Raw genomic sequence first — 20,815 nt, 5'->3', positions numbered from 1 at the left:
ATCAGCGCTGCGCGTTCACAGGGTCGGCAGCGTCACCGCTGCCCTTTCACATACGGGATCATCAGCGCCTTCGGCACGGCGGCGCGGCGCGACACCACGACGAGCGCGACGATCGACAGCACGTAGGGCAGCATCAGGAAGATCTGGTGCGGGATGGCGCCACCCATCGCCTGCTGCAGGCGCACCTGGAAGGCGTCGAAGGCGCCGAACAGGATGGCGCCGAGCACCGCCTTGCCGGGCATCCACGAGCCGAAGACGACGAGTGCCAGCGCGATCCAGCCGCGCCCGGCGATCATCTCGAAGAAGAAGGCGTTGAAGGCCGACATCGTCAGGAACGCCCCGCCGATCGCCATGATCGCCGAGCCGGCGACGACGGCGAGGATCCGCACCCGCGTCGGGTCGATGCCCTGCGCCTCCGCCGCCGCCGGGTTCTCGCCGACCGCCCGAACGGCGAGCCCCGCCGGCGTCTTCCACAGCACGAACGACACGACGGCGGCGAGCGCCAGCGCCAGGAAGGTCAGCGCCGTCTGGCCGGCGAGGATCGGCCCGATGAACGGGATCGCCTCCAGCCACGCCCAGCCGACCGGCTGGAACGGCTCGATGCGCGGCGGCGACGACACGTCCGGCAGGATCATCCGGTAGAGGAAGTAGCTGCCGGAGGACGCGAACAGCGTGATGCCGATGCCGGTGACGTGCTGCGAGCGCCCGAGCACGACGGTGAGCAGTGCGTGCAGTAGCCCGAGCGACGCGCCGACGAGGGCCGCCACAACCACGCCCGTCCACAGATCGGCGCCGAAATAGACGCTCATCCAGCCGGCCATGGCACCGGCCGTCATGATCCCCTCGATGCCGAGGTTGAGCACACCCGCCCGCTCGCAGACGAGCTCGCCGATCACGCCGAAGATCAGCGGCGTCGCGATGCGCAGCGCCGCGATCCAGAAGGCGACGGTCGCCAGCATGTCGAGCGCCTCGATCATGCCCGCCCTCCCGCGGCCGGCCGCCCGCGCCAGCCGACCTTCCACTGCAGGAACAACTGGCCGACCAGCATCGTCAGAAGCGACAGCGCCACGATGAGGTTGGCGATGTAGCTCGACACCCCGAGCGTGCGGCCCATCGTGTCGGCGCCGACGAACACGCCGGCCATGAACACCGCCGCCACCACCACGCCGAGGGGGTGCAGCATGGCGAGCATGGCGACGACGATGCCGGTGTAGCCGAAGCCCGGCGACAGGTCCTGGGTGAGGTTGCCCTTCAGCCCCGCCACCTCCGAGACCCCGGCGAGCCCTGCGAGCGCGCCGGACAGGATCGCCACCCGCACGAAGGTGGCGTTCACCCGGATGCCGGCAAAGCGCGCGCCGGCCGGGTTCAGCCCGACGGCACGGGCCTCAAAGCCCCACACCGTGAAGCGGTCGAACGCCCAGATCAGCACGGCGGCGGCCAGCGCCGCGAGCAATCCGGCGTGCAGCCGCGTCTGGCTGACGAGCCGCGGCAGCTCCGCCTCCGGCAGCACCGGCGCCGATTGCGGCCAGCCGCCGCCCATCGGGTCCTTCAGCGCCCCGTCGAGCATCATCGAGACGAACAGGATGACGATGAAGTTCGAGAGCAGCGTCGTCACCACCTCGTCGACGCCGAAGCGGGTCTTGAGCAGCGTCGGCACCAGCATCATCACCGCGCCCGCCGCCGCGCCGGCGACCGCGACGAGCGGGATCATGAGCACCGGCGGCAGCGTCACAGCACCGGCGCCGATCGCCACCGTCGCCAGCGCCCCGGCATATAGCTGCCCCTCGGCGCCGATGTTCCAGAGCCGTGCCCGGAAGGCGACGGCGGCGGCAAGCCCGGTGAAGATGAGCGGCGTCGCCCGCGTCAGCGTCTCGGTCAGCGCATAGACCGACCCCGCCGCCCCCTGCGCCATCAGCACGAACGCCGCCCCGACGGGCACGCCTGCGAAGGCGAGCGGCACCGCGGCGAGCAGCAGCGCCACCACCACCGCCGCCACCGGCACGCCCAGCGCCAGCGCCGGCGAAATGCGGGTGCGCGGCTCGAGCCGGATCATGCCGGCACCTCCTGTCCCGCCATCATCAGCCCGATGCGGCGGATGTCGAGATCACGGTTTTCGCCCGCCTCCGTCAGCCGGCCATGGAAGAGCACGACGACGCGGTCGGACAGCGCCAGGAGCTCGTCGAGGTCCTCGGTGATCAGCAGCACCGCCGCGCCGCGGCCGCGCGCCTCGATCAGGCGGGCGTGCACGGCCCCTGTCGCGCCGACGTCGAGGCCGCGCGAGGGCTGGGCGGCGAGCACCAGCTTCGGTTCCGGGATCAGCGCCCGGGCGAGCACCAGCTTCTGCATGTTGCCGCCGGACAAGAGCCGCACCCGCGCCGTCGGGCCGGGGCAGCGCACGTCATAGGCCTCGATCGCCGCCACCGCGCGGCGGCGGATGTCGCGGAACTGCAGGAGGCCGCGGCGCTGCGTCGCCGGCCCGCGCAGGCCCTCGAGCACCAGGTTCTCCTCGACGCTCATGTCGCCGACGACGCCGTCGCGGTGGCGGTCCTCCGGGATTCGCCCGACGCCCGCCGCCACCGCCGCGCGCGGGTCGGCGGAAAGCGCCACGCCGTCGACCGTCACCGAGCCTGCCGTCGCGGCCACGAGCCCGGAGATGACGTTCGCCAGCGCCTCCTGGCCGTTGCCGGACACGCCGGCGACGCCGACGATCTCGCCGGCCCGCACGGAAAGGTTCGCGTCGACGAGCCCCGCCCGCCCGCCGCGGCCGGCGACCGTCACGCCGGCGAGCTGCAGCACCGATCGCCCCGGCGTGCCCGGCGAACGGGCGGGCGGCGTCAGCGGCCGGCCGACCATCGCCTCGGCGAGACCCGCCCGGTCGAGGCCGCGGTTCGCCGCCTCGTAGACCTTGCGGCCCTGGCGCAGCACGGCGACGCGGTCGGCCACCGCCAGCACCTCGCCGAGCTTGTGGCTGATGAAGATCACCGCGAGGCCCTTCCCCGTCAGCACCTTCAGCGTCGCAAACAGCCCCTCCGCCTCCTGCGGCGTCAGCACCGCGGTCGGCTCGTCGAGCACGAGGATGCGGGCGTCGCGGTAGAGGGCTTTGAGGATCTCCACCCGCTGCCGCTCGCCGACCGACAGCGCGCCGGTGCGGGCCGACAGGTCCACGGTGAGCCCGCACTCCGCCATCAGCCTTTCGAGCTTCGCCCGCGCCGGGCCGGTGTCGCGCCACGGCCGCCACAGCGGCTCGGTGCCGAGCATGACGTTGTCGAGGACGGTCAGCGCATCGGCGAGCGCGAAGTGCTGGTGCACCATGCCGATGCCGGCGGCGATCGCCGCCTTCGGCGAGCCCGGCGGCAGCGCCACCATCGCCCCGTCCGGGCCGGCGACGCGCACCTCGCCTTCGTCCGCGACGTAGTGGCCGAACAGGATCGACATCAGCGTCGTCTTGCCGGCGCCGTTCTCGCCGAGCAGCGCCAGCACCTCGCCGCGGCCGAGGTCGAGGGAGATCTGGTCGTTGGCGACGAGCGGCCCGAACCGCTTCGTCACGCCGTCGATGGCGAGCACCGGCACCGTCATTGTTGCGCCCCCGCGGCCGGCTCGGCGGCCCGCGCCTCGTCGCGCCGATGCAGCAGCGCCGCCGCCGCGGCGATCAGCGCGAAGGCCGCCGGCACCAGCAGGCTGCCCGCGACGGCCGAAAGCAGCACCGCCTCGTCGACGCCGACCGTCGTCGCGCCGCCGCTGGTGCCGAGGCGCCACGACAGCACGGCGGAGGCAAACGCAATGCCGAGGCCGCACCCGATCATTCGCATCAGGTTGAGGAGGCCGCCGGCCGAGCCGGTGAGGTGCTCGGGTGCGGCCTTCAGCGTCATGTTGTTGTTGGGGGCGATGAACAGCCCGAGCGACCCGCCGAAGACAGCGAGCGCGGCGAGGCGCACCGCGAGGTCGAAGCCGCCCGGAGCCACCGCGGAGGCGAGCACGAGGATCGCCGCCGCCGCCGTCGTCATCGCCACCACGAGCGTGCGCCGCTCGCCGAAGCGCGTCCCGACCCGGCCGCTGAACGGTGCCACCAGCGCCAGCGCCAGCGGGATGATGACGAGGCGGAGCCCCGCTTCCAGCGGCGAGGCGCCGAAGCCGCGCACCAGCGCGAACGACATCAGGAAGAACATGCCGTAGAGCACGGCATAGGCCGAGGCGGTCGCCACCATGCCGCCGGCGAAGGCCGGCGTCGCCAGGAGCTCGAGCTTGATCAGCGGGTGGCGGGCGCGGCGCTCGCGCCAGACGAACGCGGCCAGCAGCACCGGCACCGCGACCATGCAGCCGAGGAAGGCGGCGGAGCCGAGCCCCCAGCGGTCGGCCTGGGTGATGGCGAGCAGGAGTGCGGCGAGGGCCGGGATGAGCAGCAGCGCCCCCCAGCCGTCGAGGCCGCCTTCGCCCGCCGGCCCGGATTTCGGCACCACGAGAAAGGCGGCGACGGCGCCCACAGCGGCGATCGGCACGCCCACCCAGAACACCGCCCGCCAGTCGAAGAGGTCGAGCAGCAGGCCGCCGAGCACGGGGCCGAGGCAGACGCCGATCGCCTGGGCGGCGGCGAACACGCCCATGGCGGTCGCCCGCCGCTCCGGTCCGGCGCTGCGCACCAGGATGACGATGCTGTTCGCCCCGGCGAGCGCGCCGGAGATGCCGAGCAGGAGCCGGCAGGCGATCAGCGTCTCGAGGTTCGGTGCCATCGCGCAGCCGGCCGAGCCGATCGCGAAGAGCGCGAAGCCGAGGATGTAGAGGATCTTGCGCCCGGCGATGTCGGCGAGGCGGGCGAAGATCGGCAGCGCCGCGGCGAAGGCGAGCTGGTAGCCGATCGCCACCCAGCTCACCGTCCCGAGCCGCGCGTCGAAGCTGCGCTCGAGCGTCGGCAGGGCGAGCTGCACGATGCTCGCATCGAGCTGCCCGAGGAACGCGCCGATGCACGTCGTCGCCACGACATACCACGGCCACCGCGGCGAGGCGGCGAGCGCCGGCAGCGGCGCCGGCTCCCACCGCGCAATGCGGTCGGGCCACGTGGCAGCGGTTACTCCGGACCTGCGATCCTGGCTGAACAAGGAGATCTCCGCCCGGAGAGGGTGGTCGAGGGAGGCGGGAGGCGGAAAGCCCGGGCTGGGTGGCTCAGGCGGCGGCCTGGCGATCGGCGCGGAGGGTGGGGATGGCGGAGACATCGACCTCGCGCTCCGCCCTGCGGACGTCGTAGTCGGCCTGCAGCCGGACCCAGGTTCCCGCACTCCCGCCGACGAGCTTGGCGAGCCGCACGGCCACCGTCGGCGAGACCGGCTGCCGTTCGTTAAGGATGTCGTAGAGCGTCTGCCGGGAAATGCCGAGAAGCCTGGCGATTTCCGCCTTGCTGCGGCCGAGCCCGGGAAGAACGTCCTCGCGCAGGATTTCGCCAGGATGCGCCGGCTCGATCGACGGGTGCCTCAGCGTCTCAGCCGCCATGATAGTCCTCCAGATCGAGTTCGACGGCGTCGTGCCCGTCCCACCCGAACGTCAGCCGCCAGTTGCGCGACACCAGCAAGGCGTAGCGCCCCGCCTGATCGCCTCGCAGCGTGTGAAAGCCCCAGCCCGGCAGGTCGGCTTCCTCGGGCCCGTGCGCCTGTTCGAGCACCAGCAACTGACGCCTGATGCGGCCGCGCCAATCGGGGCGCAGGCCGCTCTCGTCGCCTTTCGTCCAGTATCGCTTGAGCGCACGGCTCCGGAAGCTGACGATCATGATGTGTAAGGTCTTGCCTTACAGATGTCAACCGCCGCCTGGCGGTGACCACCAGGCGATGGCTCCCCTCACATCGTCGGCTTCGGCTCGCTGTCGTTGATGTTCACGCGGAACATGCCGCTCTTGATCTCGTTGAACTGCGCATCGACCTTCGCCGCGATCTCAGGCGAAACGATCTTCTCGTCGAAGACGAGCGAGCCGCCGCCGTACTGGACGAAGGAATACTTGCCGTAGTCCTCCGGCTCGAACTCGCCGTCGAGCACGGCCTTCACCGCCCGGTCGATCGTCGGCTCCATGTGCCAGAGCGCCGAGGCGATCACCGTGCCCGGATATTCCGGCGCCGTGTCGATGACGTTGCCGATGGCGTAGACGCCGCGCTCCTTGGCGGCGTCGGAGACGCCGAAGCGCTCGGCGTACATCACGTCGGCGCCCTTATCGATCATCGCGAAGGCGGCTTCCTTCGCCTTCGGCGGGTCGTACCAGGAATTGATGAACGTCACCATGAACTTGGCGTCCGGGTTGACCGACAGCGCGCCGTCCATGAAGGCGTTCATCAGCCGGTTCACTTCCGGAATCGGGTAGCCGCCGACCATGCCGATGACGTTCGACTTGGTGCTCGCGCCGGCGATCATGCCGGTGAGGTAGGACGGCTCCTGGATGAAGTTGTCGAACACCGAGAAGTTCGGCTCCGAAGGCCCGAACGACGAGCCCATCAGGAAGGCGGTGTTGGGGAAGTCGGCCGCCACCTTGCGGGCGGCGCGCTCGACGCCGAACACCTCGCCGACGACGAGGTTCGCCCCCTCGCTCGCATACTGGCGCATGACGCGCTCATAGTCGGTGTTGGCGACGTTCTCGGAGAACGTGTAGGTGACGTCGCCGCGCGCTTCGGCCTCCTTCAGCGCCTGGTGGATGCGGCTCACCCACTGCTGCTCGACCGGCACGGTGTAGATCGCCGCCACCTTGATCGGCTTCTCGGCGGCGTCCGCCGGCCCGCCGGCAACGGCCACGGCGGCGAGAAGGCCGGCCGCCATCAGCGCGGCGCGGCGGGTCAGCCCGGTCAGCTTTGACGTCATGTCGAAACGCTCCCCATTTTCCGGCCGCGCGGCGGCCACTCCCGATTTCCCACCGCCCCGGGGCGGCCTCGTCGCCTGCCCTTGAGCCTAGCCGAGAGCGGCGGCGGCGCGAAGGCCGCTTCGTCGCAAGTTCCGGGCCGCCACGGAGCGCGTGCACCGCTTGTCCACAGGGAGCTACCGCTCACCGCGACGTGTTCGGCCGTGATCGGCATTTCGGCGGACAATGCGGATGGTCGCCTGGCTCCGCGACCTCCACGCCGCTTCGGGCGAGGGTGCGCGAAGCCTCGGGCGGCGCGACGGCTCCTCCCTGAACTCGGCCCGGTCGGCCCGCACGGCGCGTCCGGGCCGCCTTTTTTAGTGGCGCGCCTGCCCTCGGCGGGTGCAAAACCACGGCAATCACACACGAGGTCGGCCCCGCCCGGCGCATGCGCTCGATCGACATGCGCCCGGCCCCGGCCGTCGCGAGGAAGTTCGATGAGCCACCAAGATGTTCTCGCCGCCTGCGGCCTCGACGCCGCCTCCCTCACCGGCGGCACGCTCGCCGTCCGCTCGCCGGTCGACGGCGCCGCGCTCGCCCGGCTGAAGGAGCACACCGCCGACGAGGTGCAGGCGGTGATCGCAGCCGCCGCGAGCGCCTTCCCCGCCTGGCGCGACACGCCTGCGCCGCGCCGCGGCGAACTCGTCCGCCTGCTCGGCGAGGAACTGCGGGCATCGAAGGCCGAACTCGGCCGGCTGGTCTCGCTGGAAGCCGGCAAGATCCTGCAGGAGGGCCTCGGCGAGGTGCAGGAGATGATCGACATCTGCGACCTCGCGGTCGGGCTGTCGCGCCAGCTGCACGGGCTCACCATCGCCTCCGAGCGGCCGGGCCACACGATGCGCGAGACCTGGCACCCGATGGGGCCGTGCGCGATCATCACCGCCTTCAACTTCCCCGTCGCGGTGTGGTCGTGGAACGCGGCGCTGGCGCTCGTCTGCGGCGACCCGGTGATCTGGAAGCCGTCGGAGAAGACGCCGCTGACGGCGCTCGCCACCATGAAGATCTTCGAGCGCGCGCTCGCCCGCTTCGGCGATGCGCCCGCGGGCCTCGCCGGCATCGTCATCGGCGGCCGTGCCGTCGGCGAGGCGCTGGTGGAGAGCCCGAAGGTGCCGATCGTTTCGGCCACCGGCTCCACCCGCATGGGCCGCATGGTCGGCCCGAAGGTGGCCGAGCGCTTCGGCCGCTCGATCCTCGAGCTCGGCGGCAACAACGCCATGATCGTCGCGCCCTCCGCCGATCTCGAGATGGCGGTGCGGGCGGTGGTGTTCTCCGCCGTCGGCACCTGCGGCCAGCGCTGCACGTCGCTCCGCCGCCTGATCGTCCACGAGAGCGTCGCGGACGGCCTCGTGCAGCGGCTTGCGTCGGCCTATGCCGGCCTGCCGGTCGGCAGCCCGCTCGAGGCCGGCACCCTCGTCGGCCCGCTCGTCGACCGCGCCGCCTTCGAGGGCATGGAGCGGGCGCTGGAGGCGGCCCGCGCCGACGGCGGCACCGTCCACGGCGGCGGCCGCGTGCTGGAGGACCGCTTCCCCGAGGCGTTCTACGTGCGGCCCGCCATCGTCGAGATGCCCGGCCAGACCGACATCGTCCGCCACGAGACCTTCGCGCCGATCCTCTACGTGCTGCGCTACAGCACACTCGACGAGGCGATCGCGCTGCAGAATGGCGTGCCGCAGGGGCTCTCCTCCTGCATCTTCTCCACCGACGTGCGCGAGACCGAGGCGTTCCTGTCGGCGGCCGGCTCCGACTGCGGCATCGCCAACGTCAACATCGGCCCGTCGGGGGCGGAGATCGGCGGCGCCTTCGGCGGCGAGAAGGAGACCGGTGGCGGCCGCGAGTCGGGCTCCGATTCCTGGAAGGGCTACATGCGCCGCCAGACCGCCACGGTGAACTACTCCCGCGCCCTGCCGCTCGCCCAGGGCATCAAGTTCGAGATCTGATGCCCAAGGCCACGCCCGTATCTGCGTCATTGTTCACTGTTGGGAGTCATTCCCGGCCTTGTGCCGGGAACCCATGGCTCGCTGCGAGCGATAGCGTTGCGGACAAGCCCACAACCACTGTCCCGCCGTACCTGTGGGTTCCCGGCACGAGGCCGGGAATGACTCCGGAGGGTGGGGTGCATCGGGGCCGACCGGCCGCCGTCACCGTTTCGGACGCCACACGATGACCGCCATCCCCGGGCCAGAGCCGCGCGTGCGCGCGCTGCTGCCGCGCTTCTTCGCCTACTATCGGCCGCACCGCGGGCTGTTCCTGCTCGATTTCGGCTGCGCCGTTCTCTCCGGCCTGCTCGAGCTCGGCTTCCCGATCGCCGTCAAGCTGTTCGTCGACCGCCTGCTGCCGAGCCAGGACTGGGCGCTCGTCGCCATCGCCTCGGCCGGGCTGCTGTTCATCTATCTCGTCAACTCCGGCCTGATGGCGATCGTCATCTACTGGGGCCACATGCTCGGTATCAACATCGAGACCGAGATGCGCCGCAAGGCGTTCGAGCACCTGCAGAAGCTCTCCTTCGCCTACTTCGACAACCAGAAGACCGGCCGCCTCGTCGGCCGCCTGACCAAGGACCTGGAAGAAGTCGGCGAGGTCGCGCACCACGGCCCCGAGGACGTCTTCATCGCCGTGATGACGTTTGTCGGCGCCTTCATCCTGATGCTCTATGTCAGCGTGCCGCTCGCCCTCGTCACCGCCGCGGTGGTGCCGCTGATCGTCTGGGTCACCGCCCACTATGGCGGCCGCATGACCGCCAACTGGCGCACGCTGTTCAACCGCGTCGGCGACTTCAACGCCCGCATCGAGGAGAACGTCGGCGGCATCCGCGTCGTCCAGGCCTTCGCCAACGAGGCGCACGAGAAGCGGCTGTTTTCCGTCGACAACCAGAACTACCGGACGACCAAGCTCGAGGCCTACAAGCTGATGGCGTTCACCAACGCCCTCAACTACGTCTCGCTGCGCCTCACCCAGATGATCGTCATGGTCGCCGGTAGCTACTTCGTGCTGACGGACCAGCTCACCGCCGGCGGCTTCGTCGGCTTCCTGCTGCTCGTCAACGTCTTCGTCAGGCCAATCGAGAAGATCAACTCCGTCATCGAGACCTATCCGAAGGGCATCGCCGGCTTCCGCCGCTACCTCGAGTTCCTCGACACCGAGCCCGACATCGTCGACCGCCCGGGCGCCGTCGCGGTCGCCGGCCTGAAGGGCGACATCCGCTATTCGAACGTCTCCTTCTCCTACAAGGGCGGCGGCCGGCCGGTGCTGTCCGGCATCGATCTCGCGATCCACGCCGGCGAGACCATCGCCTTCGTCGGCCCGTCGGGCGCCGGCAAGACGACGATCTGCTCGCTCCTGCCGCGCTTCTACGAGGTCACCGGCGGCTCGATCTCGATCGACGGCATCGACATCCGCGACATGACCCTCGCCTCCCTGCGCGGCCAGATCGGCATCGTCCAGCAGGACGTCTTCCTGTTCGCCGGCACCCTGCGCGACAACATCGCCTACGGCCGCCTCGGCGCGAGCGAGGCCGACATCCTCGACGCCGCCCGCCGCGCCCATCTCGACGCGGTGGTGGCGGCGCTGCCGAAGGGCCTCGACACCGTCATCGGCGAGCGCGGCGTCAAGCTCTCCGGCGGCCAGAAGCAGCGCCTCGCCATCGCCCGCATGTTCCTGAAGAACCCGCCGATCCTCATCCTCGACGAGGCCACCTCCGCCCTCGACACCGAGACCGAGCGGGCGATCCAGCAGTCGCTGGCCGAGCTCGCCGAGGGCCGCACGACGCTCGTCATCGCCCACCGTCTCGCCACCATCCGCGACGCCGACCGCATCGTCGTCGTCGACGAGAGCGGCATCGTCGAACAGGGCCGCCACCGCGACCTCGTCTCCGCCGGCGGCGTCTACCGCCGCCTGCACGACGCCCAGTACGGCGCCGGCATGGTGTGAGCGCACGCGCGACGCTGGCCCCCGCCGCCCCGCTGTCTTAAGGAAGCAATCGGCGCTTCCAGCCGGAGCGCGGGATTTCGTTCATGAGCGTGTCGCGTTTCCTGTTGCGTGTCGTGCTGCCGGTCGTGGCCCTGCTCGCCGGTTCGCTCGTGCTCGCCGTCGTCGTGCTGTTTGCCGCCGTGCGCGGCGCCGACGAGGCCGCCGTCGTCGGCGAGACCATGCTGCTCGGCACCGCCACCCGCGAGCGTGTCGAAGAGGTCTCGAAGGAACAGCGCAGCGTCGCGATCTGGGATGATTCCGTCCAGAACATCCAGCTCGCCTTCGACGAGGCGTGGACGCACGTCAACTTCGGCGCCTGGATGTTCGAATACTTCGGGCACAACCTCACCTACATCCTGCGCGAGGACGACCAGCCGATCTACGCCTCGAGCGAGGGCAAGCTCGTCGAGCTCCGGCATTTCGGTCGCGTCCGCGAGGACCTGGAGCCGCTGATCGAGGCCGTTCGCGCCCGCTCCGACGCCCGGCTCCGGGCCCCGGTCGAGGAGCGTGCGGAGCTGCCGGCCTTCGCGTCCGAGGCGGCCGTCACCATCGTCGACGGCCGGCCATCCGTCGCCGCGGTGATGACGATCGTGCCGGAGGACGATGCCCTGCGCAGCGGCGCCCGGCCCTTCCTGCTCGTCAGCGTCAAATATCTCGACCGCGCCTTCCTCGACGCGCTGGTGCGCGACTACCAGCTCGCCGGTGCGCATTTCGAGAGCATGCCGCCGGCGACGTCGGAGCAGACCTTCGTGGCGCTGCGCGACGGCACCGGCACGCCGCTCGCCTTCCTCGTCTGGACCCCGCAGCGGCCGGGCGCCCATATCCTCGCCGACGTTTCCGCCGGCTTCACGCTCGCCGCCCTGGCGGTCCTGGTGCTGACGATCGCCGTGCTCGCCGGCCTGTGGCGGACGTCCTCGCGGCTGCTCGCGAGCCGCGAGGAGGCGACCGCGCTCGCCGGCACCACCGCCACCCTCGCGAGCCACGACGCTCTCACCGGCCTCGCCAACCGCCGCGTGCTGCTCGACACCGCCCACGCCTGGCTCGCCGCAAGCGGCCCGGGCCGCGGGGTCGCCCTTCACGCGGTCGACCTCGATGACTTCAAGGGCGTCAACGACCGTTTCGGCCATGCCATGGGCGACGCCTACCTGCGCGAGATCGCCCTGCGTCTGAAGAGCTTCGCTCCCCTGGACGCGTGCGTCGCCCGCCTCGGCAGCGACGAGTTCGCCATTCTGGTGGCGGGGATCGCCACGCCCGAGGAGGCCGAGCTCCTCGCCGCCCGCCTGGTGGCGGCGATGCGGGTGCCGGTGGAGGTGCGCGGCAGCGAGTTCCCCGCCTCCGCCTCGGTCGGCACCGCCTTCACGACCGATGCGGAGATCGACGGGTCCGAGCTCTTCCGTCAGGCCGACGTTGCGCTCTTCGAGGCGAAGCAACTGCCGGGCGGCGGCCGCCGCGCCTACGACGAGGCGATGAGCGATCGGGTCAGGCGCCATCGCCAGCTGCGCGAAGATCTCGCCGCCGCCATCGCCGCCGACGGCATCGCCCTCGCCTATCAGCCGATCTTCGACCGCAACGGCACCATCGTCGCCGTCGAGGCGCTGGCGCGCTGGCGGCGCGAGGACGGCGCGAGCGTCGCCCCGTCGGAGTTCGTCCCCATCGCCGAGGCGAGCGGCGTCATCGGGCGCCTCACCGACCGCGTCATCGGCCACGCCGCCCGCGACGCCGCCGGCTGGGCCGGCATCGCCGTCTCCGTCAACGTCTCGCCCGCCGATCTCGTCACCCCGACCTTCGCGGGCCGCCTCGCCGATGTGCTGGAGGGCGCGGGGCTGCCGCCGTCGCGGCTGATCATCGAGGTGACGGAACAGGCCTTCGCCGGCAGCGACGACCTCGCCGGGGCGCTGGCCGCCCTGCGCGGCCTCGGTATCACCGTGGCGATCGACGATTTCGGCGCCGGCTACTCCAACCTGTCGCGACTCTCCCGCCTGCCGGTGGACATCGTCAAGATCGATGCCTCGCTGGTCGCCGCCGCCGCCATGGCGACGCCGGTGCTGGGGCCGGGGGTGGACCGGGTGGCGGAAGCGCCGGCGCTCGGCTCGCCGCCCCCCGGCGCGCCGGCCGCGCCGAGCCCGGCCGGACCGGCGGTGCTCGGCGCCGTCGTCACGCTCGGCCGGGCGATCGGCCTCCGGGTGGTCGGCGAGGGGATCGAGCGTCCCGCCGATCGCGACGCGGCGCTCAGCGCCGGGTGCGATCTGCTGCAGGGCTTCCTGCTGTCGCCGCCGCTCGCGGCCGACGACCTCACCCGCCGCCTCGCCCAAGCCGGCGGCACGCCGGGGACAGAATCCGGCGGCAAGCCGCGTACAGATTCCGGCGGCACGCCGCGGACAGGCGCCGGCGGCGAGGACGCCCCGGCGGCCGTCACCCTCTAGCTGCGCGCGCCCTCAGGCCGCGCGGACCTGCGCGACGAAGCTGTCGAACAGGCCGCGCAGTGCCACCGCCTGCTCGTCGAGGTCGTTGGCGGCCTTCGCCACCTCGAAGGAGACGCGGCCGGTCTGGTCGGCGGCCTGGCGCACGCCGCTGATGTTCGACGACACCTGCTGGGTGCCGCTCGCCGCCTGGTGGACGCTCTCGGCGATCTCGCCGGTCGCCGTACCCTGCTCCTCCACCGCCGCGGCGATGGTGTTCGACACCTCGTCGACCCGCTTGATCGTCGCGGTGATCGCCTCGATCGCCCCGACCACCTGGCCGGTGGCGCCCTGCACCGCCGCGATCTGGGTGGAGATCTCGCCGGTCGCCCGGGCGGTCTGTTCGGCGAGCGTCTTCACCTCCTGCGCCACCACCGCGAAGCCCTTGCCGGCCTCGCCGGCGCGGGCCGCCTCGATCGTCGCGTTGAGGGCGAGCAGGTTCGTCTGGGCGGCGATCGTCTCGATCAGGCTCACCACCTGGCCGATGCGCTCGGCGCTGTCGGAGAGGCCCTTGACGAGGGCCGCCGTGCCGCTCGCCTGGCTCGTCGCCTCGCCGGCGATCGCGGCGGCATGGGTGACCTGCGCCCCGATCTCGCGCACCGAACCGGCGAGCTCCTCGGCGGCGGTGGCGACCGTCTGCACGCTCGCCGTCGCCTCCTCGGCGGCGGCGGAGACGGCGGTCGACTGAGCGGTGGTCTCCTCGGCGGCGGAGCTCATCGAGGCGGCGCTCGCCTTCAGCTGGCTCACCGCGGCGGCGACGGTGCGCACCACGGCCGAGACCTGGCCGTCGAGCACGGCGACCTTCTCCATGTTGGCGGCCCGGGCGAGGCGCGCGGCCTCCTCGGCCGCCACCTGCTCGGCGCGCAGGCGGTCGGCCTCCTCGCCGGTCGCCTTGAAGACGGCGAGCGCCTCGGCCATCGCGCCGACCTCGTCGGTACGCCCGAGCTCGGGCACCACCACCCCCGCCTCCCGGCGCGACAGCCTGAGCATCGCGTCCGTCATGCGCCCGATCGGACCGATGACGCCGGCGAACGCCGTCCACAGCGAGAAGGCGAGCGCCCCGAGCCCGAGTGCGATGGTGGCGACCATCACGGCCGTGGCGAGTTCGTAGGCCCGCTCGACGGTGTCGTAGACCTGCTTCGACACCGACACCTGCAGGCCGATCAACGCGCTGATCGCCTCGGAGATCGGGTCGATCGCCGGGTAGAGGCGGTCGATCACGAACGCGTCGAGGGCGGCCGTGTCGTTGCTGCGCAGGATGGCGACGAGCGCCTCCACCTCGGCGGAGGCGATCGTCTTCAACCCTTTGGCCCGGTCGGCGAGCGCCCGCTCGTCGGCGTCCATGTAGGTCAGTTCGTAGGCGGCCCACAGGCGCTCGATGTCGCTGCGGGCCGCGTCGATGGCGGCGATGCCCGCTTCGCTGCCGATGTTGCCGTTGCGCACCTTGTGGGCCGCGTCGACGATGTTCACGGCATAGGCATCGGCGATCGCCTTGAGGTCGGCCAGCGGCACGACGCGGTCGGCATAGACCGTCACCAGCCCCTTCTGGGCGGTGCGGGCGGCGTAGAACCCCGAGGCGGCGATCGCCACGAGGGCGACGAGCATCAGGCCGAGCGAAAGCGACAACTTCGAGCGAATGGTCATGATGATCTCTGGGCGGGTGTGCACGGCTGATAGGAGGTCCCCGCATCGGGCGTGCGCCGCGACAGGGGGGCCGGTTGTGAGCGACTGGATGGGTCGTGGAGCGTCGGCCGAACGGGCCATCGCGGCCGGTCAGACGATCAGCCGACGCTTGCGCGAGGCTTGCGGCCGGGTCCTGCATCTCCCCTCGGAGCCGCCCGACCTGCTCCGTCGTGGACAAGGTGTGCTGCCCGGGCGGTGACGCCGGCAGGCCGGGAGCGTGCGCGACCAAGGCCGACGGCGGCGCCCGGTGGGCGGGCCGTCCGCGGCCAGCCGCGCGGGCGGAAGAACTGGGCTGTGCGGCGACCGTCAACGCGCCTTGACACTTTGTGCCGGTGTGCAACGATGGGGAGCTTCGGTCCTCGCGGATAGACGAAATCTCTGAGGCTAAGAGGGAATCCGGTGCGCTGGTCGCCAGCAACGCCGGAGCTGTTCCCGCACCTGTGAGCGGAGAGCCGTCTCGCCTGGAACGCCACCGCCGGGGTCCGCCCCGTCACCACGGCCTTCCGCCGCGACCGTCCGTGAGCCAGGAGACCTGCCGGGGTCTGGACGTTCGCGGGCGGGGTGCACCGGCGGAACGCCTCGGCCTGGTGTGCCCGTTCCGGCTGCCGGTCCGGGGGCGTGCCTCGATCACTCCCGATAAAAAATCGTTTGGGAGGATCGGATGGCTGGCCTGGCGCGCGACATCTCACCGGCGGACGACGTCGCGGACCTGTCGGATGCTGGCCGCCGTGAACCCGGTCTCCGCGAGCCGTCCCGCCTCGAGCCGTCCCGTGTCGCTCTGGCCCGCCCGCTCGTCGATCCGGCCCTGACGACGCTGTCCTATCGCAGCCGCGCCCGCGACGTTCCGGGCGAGGACGAGATCCAGCAGCTGCTTCTCGATGCCCGCACGCGCAACCGCGCGCTGGGCGTCACCGGCATGCTGCATTTCACCGGCGGGCGCTACTACCAGTGGCTCGAGGGGCCGGACAAGGGCGTCGCCGAGGTCTGGCATTCCATCCGTTGCGACGGCCGCCACGCCGAGGTCGAGCTCCTCGGTGCGCGGGCGGCGCCAGCGCGCCTGTTCGCCGGCTGGGACATGCAGTGGTTCCGCCACGCCGATGCGGCGGCCGATCCGGGTGGCATCGCCGAGCAGCGCGCCCGCACGGAGGACGCCGCGGCGCTCGCACACTTCGCCGTCGCGGGCGACCGTGCCGCGGTGGACGCCCTGCTCGCCGGCCGCCTCGTGCCGGGCAGCCCGGTGCGCTCCCTGTTCGGCAGCCTGCTCGAGCCGGCCGTCCGCCTCCTCGGCGACTGGTGGCGCGAGGACCGCTGCCGCGATGTCGACGTGACGCTCGCTCTCACCCTTCTGCAGAGCGCCGTCCGCCCGCTGGTGCTGCCCCATCCCGTCCCCTTCCAGGCGAAGGCGTGCCGCGTTCTCGTCACCCCGCAGCCGGGCGAGCACCACATCCTCGGCTCCGCCCTCGTCGGCGAGTGCTTCTGGGACGCCGGCTGGAACGTCTCGGTGGAGTTCCCGAACACCGATGCCGAGCTGTCGGCGCTGGCGGAGGGCACCTGGTTCGACGCGATCACGCTTTCGCTGAGCGACGTCTACGGCCGCGAGGAGTGGCTGCCGCGCATGGCCGAGACGATCCGCGCCGTGCGCGCCGCCTCCCGCAATCCCGATCTCGTCGTCGGCGTCGGCGGGCGGGCCTTCCTCCACCATGCCCAGATGGCGGCCGTCACCGTCGGCGCCGACATCGGCGTCTCCTCGGCGATCGAGGCGGTGGACGAGGTGAGCTACGCGATGTACCGCCGCGCCACCTTCTCGATGCGCCGCTCCAGCACCCCGACCACCCTCGTCGCCCCGCCCCCGGTCATCACGCTGGCCGCCGCCGTCTCGCCGGGCTGGAAGATCGTGCACTGAGGGGGAGGGGACGGTCGCCGGCACCGCTGCAGGCGGCCTTCCGATCTCAGTTTCATGAAGGCAGCCGCCTGGCGGCTGATGCCTCTGCCACCGGGCGCTCTAGCGCCCGCGTGCGGTGGTCGCCGGCGACCGGTTCGCGGTCACGTAGATCACGTAGAGGATGAGGCCCCGCTGATCGGTCACGTCGATCTGCCAGTCCTCGTCGACCCAGAGCTGGTGCGCGTGCTCGGTCAGAAGTTCGCCGATGCGCTTGGCGGCCTCGACGCGCGCGGCCGTGCTGTCCGGCAGCTCGGCGCCCTGCGTGAGCATGACATGGGTCGGGGTGCGGACCTGGAAATTGTAGAACGGCAACGGCGCCTCCTCTGGCCACAGAACGCCACCGGCGCCGAAAGTTTCCCGGCGGCACCGACCCGCGCTCTGCATCAGTCGACGCTCGCAGCGATTGCTTCACCTGAAGGTCCCCTCGGCTCTGCCTCGCCCGGTCATCACGCCCGCCGCCGCCGTCTCGCCGGGCGTCGAAGATCGTGCACTGGGGGGCAGGGCAGGGCAGGGGGCGCGCGTGGCTCTGCCGCCCGTTACACGTGCCCTGCTGGTCTCCACTCTCCTTCGTCATTGCCGGCCTTGTGCCGGGAACCCGAGCGACACCGCCACGGTGCGCGGCAGGGCGAGGGCGTCGACCGAGCCCCGGGCCCGACTATCCGGACGGGCCGGGCGGCGTGACGGCCTCGTCGGGGGACGCCGTCAGATAGGCGAGGAGAAGGATCTTCACCTCGCTCAGCCGCGTCTCGTCCGCGCCGGCCCAGGGCAGCAGCGCGTCTCCGACCTCGATCAGGGCCGAGACGACCGACGCCATGCGGCCTTTGGCGATCGGCGCTCCCGTGGCGTGCAGCATCTCGCGGAGGTGGGCGGCGATCGTGGCGTCGGCCCGATCTTCCGTGTCCAGCACCGCCGCGCTGCGCGGCAGGGCGAGCCGGATCTCGCGATAGGCCGGGTTCGCCGCGTAGAAGGCGGCGAGCGCCGGCACGAGGACGTCGATCATCGTCTTCGGTGTCCGGGGGGCGGGCGCGTCCCGGACCGTCGCGTGACAGCGCGCCACGACGGCGACGAGGTCGTCGGCGAGGCGCGCATGCAGGGTCGCGACGAGGGCGTCCTTGGCCGGGAAGAACTGGTAGAGCGACCCCTGCGCCGTGCGCGTGCGCCGGGCGATCTGGCTGAAGGCGACGCCGTCGACGCCGTGTTCGGCGATGAGGTCCGCCGCCGCTGCGAGCAGAGCCTCGAAGCGTGCCCGTCCGCGCGCCTGTGGCGGCGGCGCCACCACCCGTTCCGATGACATCCCGCTCCCCGCGTCCGTCGGGGGCCCGAAGAGGCCCGTCGGGCTTGCCTTGCGACACTCTTGTCGTATATGCAAACACGACAACACTGTCGTATTTGGAGGGGAAGATGGCGACGAAGCTGTCGAGGCGTGGATTTCTGTCCGGGGCGGCGGTGCTCGTGGCGGCGCCGGCCGTGGTTCGCGGCGCCACCGCCGCGGTCGATGCCGACGTCGTCGTGGTCGGTGGCGGAGTGGCGGGTCTCGCTGCGGCCGGCCGGCTGGGTGCCGCCGGCCGCCGCGTCGTGGTCCTGGAAGCCCGCGGGCGGATCGGCGGGCGGGCCTTCACCGACGAGGCCGCCCTCGGCGTCCCGTTCGATCGTGGCGCCCACTGGCTGCACAATGCCGACGTCAACCCGTTCCGGGCGGATGCGGCGCGACTGGGCCGGCGCACCTGGCCGAGCCCGGCGGACGACATGCTCGTCCTGCGCGATGGCCGGCCGCTGGCGGACGGGGCGGCATCGCTGTGGTCGGCCATGGCGGCCCTCGAGCGCCGCGCCTGGCTGCGCGGTATCGTCGGCAGTGACTTCGCGCTCGGCACCGCGGCGCGGGGGGAGATGCAGCAGGCCGCGGCGGACCTTGCCGCGTTGACCATGGCCACCGACGCCGACCGCCTCTCGGCGCGGGACTACGCAACACTGGCCGAAGGCGAGGACTACGTCGTCGAGGGCGGTCTCGGGCGGCTCGTCGCGGACCTCGGGGGCGCCGTCCCGGTGCGGACCGGCCATATCGTCCGGCGCATCGACTGGACCGGTGCGGGCGAGGTCGCCGTGGCCGGAGACTTCGGCACGGTCCGGGCGCGCCGGGTCGTGGTCACGGTACCGCCGCCGGTGCTGGCGGGCGGCGCGATCCGCTTCGACCCGCCCCTGCCCGCCGACAGGCAGGCGGCACTCGCGGCGCTCGAGGGCGGTCGCTTCGTCAAGGTCGGGTTTCGCCTCGACGCGCCCCTGTCGGAGGTGCCCGAATACGTGTTCGACATCGGCCGTGCCCTGCGCGGCGAGGCGGCGGGTCTCTACCTCGACCGGCGGCTGCCGCTGGCGACGGTGATCTTCGCCGGGTCCCACGCCGAGGCGGTGTCACGCGGCGGCGCCGCGGCGCTGGAGGCGGCGGGCCGGCAGGCCCTCACCGACGCCCTCGGGGCGGCTGTCGCCGCCCGCGTCAGCCGGGCGACGTCGACGGACTGGTCGGCCGACCCTTTCTCCGGCGGGTCCTACACGGTGCTGCGGCTCGGCGCCGCGGGGGCGCGGGAGGCTTATGGCCGCCCCGTCGACGATCGCCTCTTCTTCGCCGGCGACAGCGCTGCCGGCCCCTATGCGGTCACGGTCATGGGCGCACGGCAATCGGGTGAGGCCGCCGCCACCGCCATCCTGTCGCTGCCGGTCTGACGCACGGTCGCTCCGCGGGTGGGCCACCCCAACCCCGTCCTCTGCTACTCTCCCCCATCCGCCGGCGCCACGACGTGCCGGCGCACAACACACTCGGGGGAACCGCCATGTCCTTCAACGCCATCGCCGTGCTCGGGCTCGGCAAGGTCGGCACGCTTGCCGCGACGCTGCTCGCCGAGAGCGGCTTCACCGTCACCGGGGTCGATGCGCGACCGGCAGCGCCGGACGTGCCGTTCCCGGTGGAGGTGGCCGATGTGGCCGATGCGGCGGTACTGCGGGGGCTGTTCGCCGGTCGGCAGGCGGTGCTGTCGTGCCTGCCCTACCATCTCAACCGCGCGGTCGCCGAGGTCGCGCACGCGGCGGGCCTGCACTATTTCGACCTCACCGAGGACGTGCCGACGACGCAGGCGATCATCGGCCTCTCGGCCACGGCGAAGGGGCTGATGGCGCCGCAGTGTGGCCTCGCGCCGGGCTTCGTCGGCATCGTCGGGGCGAGCCTCGCCGCCGAATTCGAGCTGTGCCGGTCGATCCGCATGCGCGTCGGCGCGCTGCCGCAGCACCCGACCGGCCTGCTCGGCTATGCCTTCAACTGGTCGCCGGAGGGCGTCGTCAACGAATACCTCAACGACTGCGAGGTGATCGAGGAGGGCGAGCGCAAGTGGGTCTCTGCCATGGAGTGGCTGGAGACGATCTATGTCGACGGGGTGAAGCTCGAGGCCTTCACCACCTCCGGCGGGCTCGGCACGATGTGCGACACCTTCCACGGGCGGGTGGCGAACATCGACTACAAGACGATGCGCTATCCCGGCCACGCCGAGCTGATGAACTTCTTCTTTCACGAGCTCCTGATGCGCGAGAAGCGCGGGCTCGCCGGCGAGATCCTGACCAACGCCAAGCCGCCGGTCGACGAGGACGTCGTCTACGTGCACGTCTCGGCGGAGGGGCGCGCCGAGGGGCGGCTGCAGCGGCGCGAGTTCGTCCGCGCCTACTATCCGCTGGAGCTCGCCGGCCGCCACCGCACGGCGATCGCGTGGACGACGTCGGCCTCGGTGGTGGCGGTGATCGAGATGGTCCGCGACGGCGCCCTGCCGGACACCGGCTTCCTCCGCCAAGAGGACATCCCACTCCCCGCCTTCCTCGCCACCCGCACCGGCCAGTTGTTTGCGCAAGGGGGGCGGCGGTAGG

General features: G+C 72.0%; 16 protein-coding genes and 1 riboswitch. Of the genes, 6 read left to right on the top strand and 10 right to left on the bottom strand.

All coding sequences use genetic code 11. From position 1 onward, the window contains the following. Nucleotides 1-32: 32 nt before the first annotated feature. The 7 genes from RUR49_RS14445 to RUR49_RS14415 all read right to left on the bottom strand — a co-directional run bounded on the left by RUR49_RS14445 (nt 33) and on the right by RUR49_RS14415 (nt 6,828). Nucleotides 33-977, bottom strand: a complete 945-nt coding sequence (locus tag RUR49_RS14445; protein WP_409147076.1) for an ABC transporter permease — start codon at nt 975-977, stop codon at nt 33-35. After that, nucleotides 974-2,053 carry an ABC transporter permease gene (locus RUR49_RS14440; RefSeq protein WP_409147075.1) on the bottom strand — a complete coding sequence of 360 codons (1,080 nt, stop codon included), beginning with the start codon at nt 2,051-2,053 and terminating at the stop codon, nt 974-976. The genes RUR49_RS14445 and RUR49_RS14440 overlap by 4 nt, the downstream gene beginning before the upstream one ends. After that, nucleotides 2,050-3,576: an ABC transporter ATP-binding protein gene (locus tag RUR49_RS14435; protein WP_409147074.1), complete on the bottom strand. Its 1,527-nt coding sequence runs from the start codon at nt 3,574-3,576 to the stop codon at nt 2,050-2,052. The genes RUR49_RS14440 and RUR49_RS14435 overlap by 4 nt, the downstream gene beginning before the upstream one ends. After that, on the bottom strand, nt 3,573-5,093 hold the full coding sequence (locus RUR49_RS14430) for an MFS transporter (RefSeq protein WP_409147073.1): 1,521 nt from the start codon (nt 5,091-5,093) through the stop codon (nt 3,573-3,575). The genes RUR49_RS14435 and RUR49_RS14430 overlap by 4 nt, the downstream gene beginning before the upstream one ends. Nucleotides 5,094-5,157: 64 nt before the next feature. Beyond that, nucleotides 5,158-5,481, bottom strand: coding sequence for a HigA family addiction module antitoxin (locus tag RUR49_RS14425; protein WP_409147072.1), 324 nt, complete (start codon nt 5,479-5,481; stop codon nt 5,158-5,160). After that, complete coding sequence (locus RUR49_RS14420) at nt 5,471-5,755, bottom strand: type II toxin-antitoxin system RelE/ParE family toxin (RefSeq protein ID WP_409147071.1); 285 nt, start codon at nt 5,753-5,755, stop codon at nt 5,471-5,473. The genes RUR49_RS14425 and RUR49_RS14420 overlap by 11 nt, the downstream gene beginning before the upstream one ends. Before the next feature lie 68 nt (nt 5,756-5,823). Then, complete coding sequence (locus RUR49_RS14415) at nt 5,824-6,828, bottom strand: BMP family protein (protein WP_409147070.1); 1,005 nt, start codon at nt 6,826-6,828, stop codon at nt 5,824-5,826. A gap of 474 nt (nt 6,829-7,302) precedes the next feature. Here RUR49_RS14415 and RUR49_RS14410 point away from each other — a divergent pair, with 474 nt between their 5' ends. From RUR49_RS14410 to RUR49_RS14400, 3 genes are all read left to right on the top strand, one after another. Further along, nucleotides 7,303-8,802 carry an aldehyde dehydrogenase family protein gene (locus RUR49_RS14410; RefSeq protein WP_409147069.1) on the top strand — a complete coding sequence of 500 codons (1,500 nt, stop codon included), beginning with the start codon at nt 7,303-7,305 and terminating at the stop codon, nt 8,800-8,802. Nucleotides 8,803-9,064: 262 nt separating this feature from the next. After that, nucleotides 9,065-10,792: an ABC transporter ATP-binding protein gene (locus RUR49_RS14405; RefSeq protein WP_409147154.1), complete on the top strand. Its 1,728-nt coding sequence runs from the start codon at nt 9,065-9,067 to the stop codon at nt 10,790-10,792. A gap of 83 nt (nt 10,793-10,875) precedes the next feature. Further along, a complete protein-coding gene (locus RUR49_RS14400) occupies nt 10,876-13,254 on the top strand; it encodes a putative bifunctional diguanylate cyclase/phosphodiesterase (protein ID WP_409147068.1) in 2,379 nt (792 codons plus the stop codon). Between the two features lie 12 nt (nt 13,255-13,266). Here RUR49_RS14400 and RUR49_RS14395 read toward each other — a convergent pair whose 3' ends face one another. Further along, entirely contained in the window at nt 13,267-14,934 is a 1,668-nt protein-coding gene (locus RUR49_RS14395; protein ID WP_409147067.1) for a methyl-accepting chemotaxis protein, read from the bottom strand. Nucleotides 14,935-15,309: 375 nt separating this feature from the next. Then, nucleotides 15,310-15,528: riboswitch (cobalamin riboswitch) on the top strand. Between the two features lie 106 nt (nt 15,529-15,634). On the opposite strand from RUR49_RS14395, the gene RUR49_RS14390 reads away from it, so the two are divergent. Then, entirely contained in the window at nt 15,635-16,876 is a 1,242-nt protein-coding gene (locus tag RUR49_RS14390) for a BLUF domain-containing protein (protein WP_409147066.1), read from the top strand. A 99-nt stretch (nt 16,877-16,975) separates the two neighbouring features. Here RUR49_RS14390 and RUR49_RS14385 read toward each other — a convergent pair whose 3' ends face one another. Both RUR49_RS14385 and RUR49_RS14380 read right to left on the bottom strand, forming a co-directional pair. Then, nucleotides 16,976-17,227, bottom strand: coding sequence for a DUF6894 family protein (locus RUR49_RS14385; protein WP_409147065.1), 252 nt, complete (start codon nt 17,225-17,227; stop codon nt 16,976-16,978). Nucleotides 17,228-17,570: 343 nt separating this feature from the next. Further along, entirely contained in the window at nt 17,571-18,209 is a 639-nt protein-coding gene (locus RUR49_RS14380; RefSeq protein WP_409147064.1) for a TetR/AcrR family transcriptional regulator, read from the bottom strand. Nucleotides 18,210-18,316: 107 nt separating this feature from the next. Between RUR49_RS14380 and RUR49_RS14375 the strand changes: the two genes are divergently transcribed. Both RUR49_RS14375 and RUR49_RS14370 read left to right on the top strand, forming a co-directional pair. Then, the gene (locus RUR49_RS14375) at nt 18,317-19,630 is read left to right on the top strand and encodes a flavin monoamine oxidase family protein (protein ID WP_409147063.1); all 1,314 of its coding nucleotides are present in this window, start codon (nt 18,317-18,319) and stop codon (nt 19,628-19,630) included. A gap of 107 nt (nt 19,631-19,737) precedes the next feature. Beyond that, on the top strand, nt 19,738-20,814 hold the full coding sequence (locus RUR49_RS14370; RefSeq protein WP_409147062.1) for a saccharopine dehydrogenase C-terminal domain-containing protein: 1,077 nt from the start codon (nt 19,738-19,740) through the stop codon (nt 20,812-20,814). Nucleotide 20,815 lies beyond the last annotated feature (1 nt).

It is taken from the genome of Pseudoxanthobacter sp. M-2, assembly GCF_046156265.1.
Taxonomy (GTDB): domain Bacteria; phylum Pseudomonadota; class Alphaproteobacteria; order Rhizobiales; family Segnochrobactraceae; genus CAMDHY01.
This window is presented reverse-complemented; position numbering and strand designations above follow the sequence as displayed.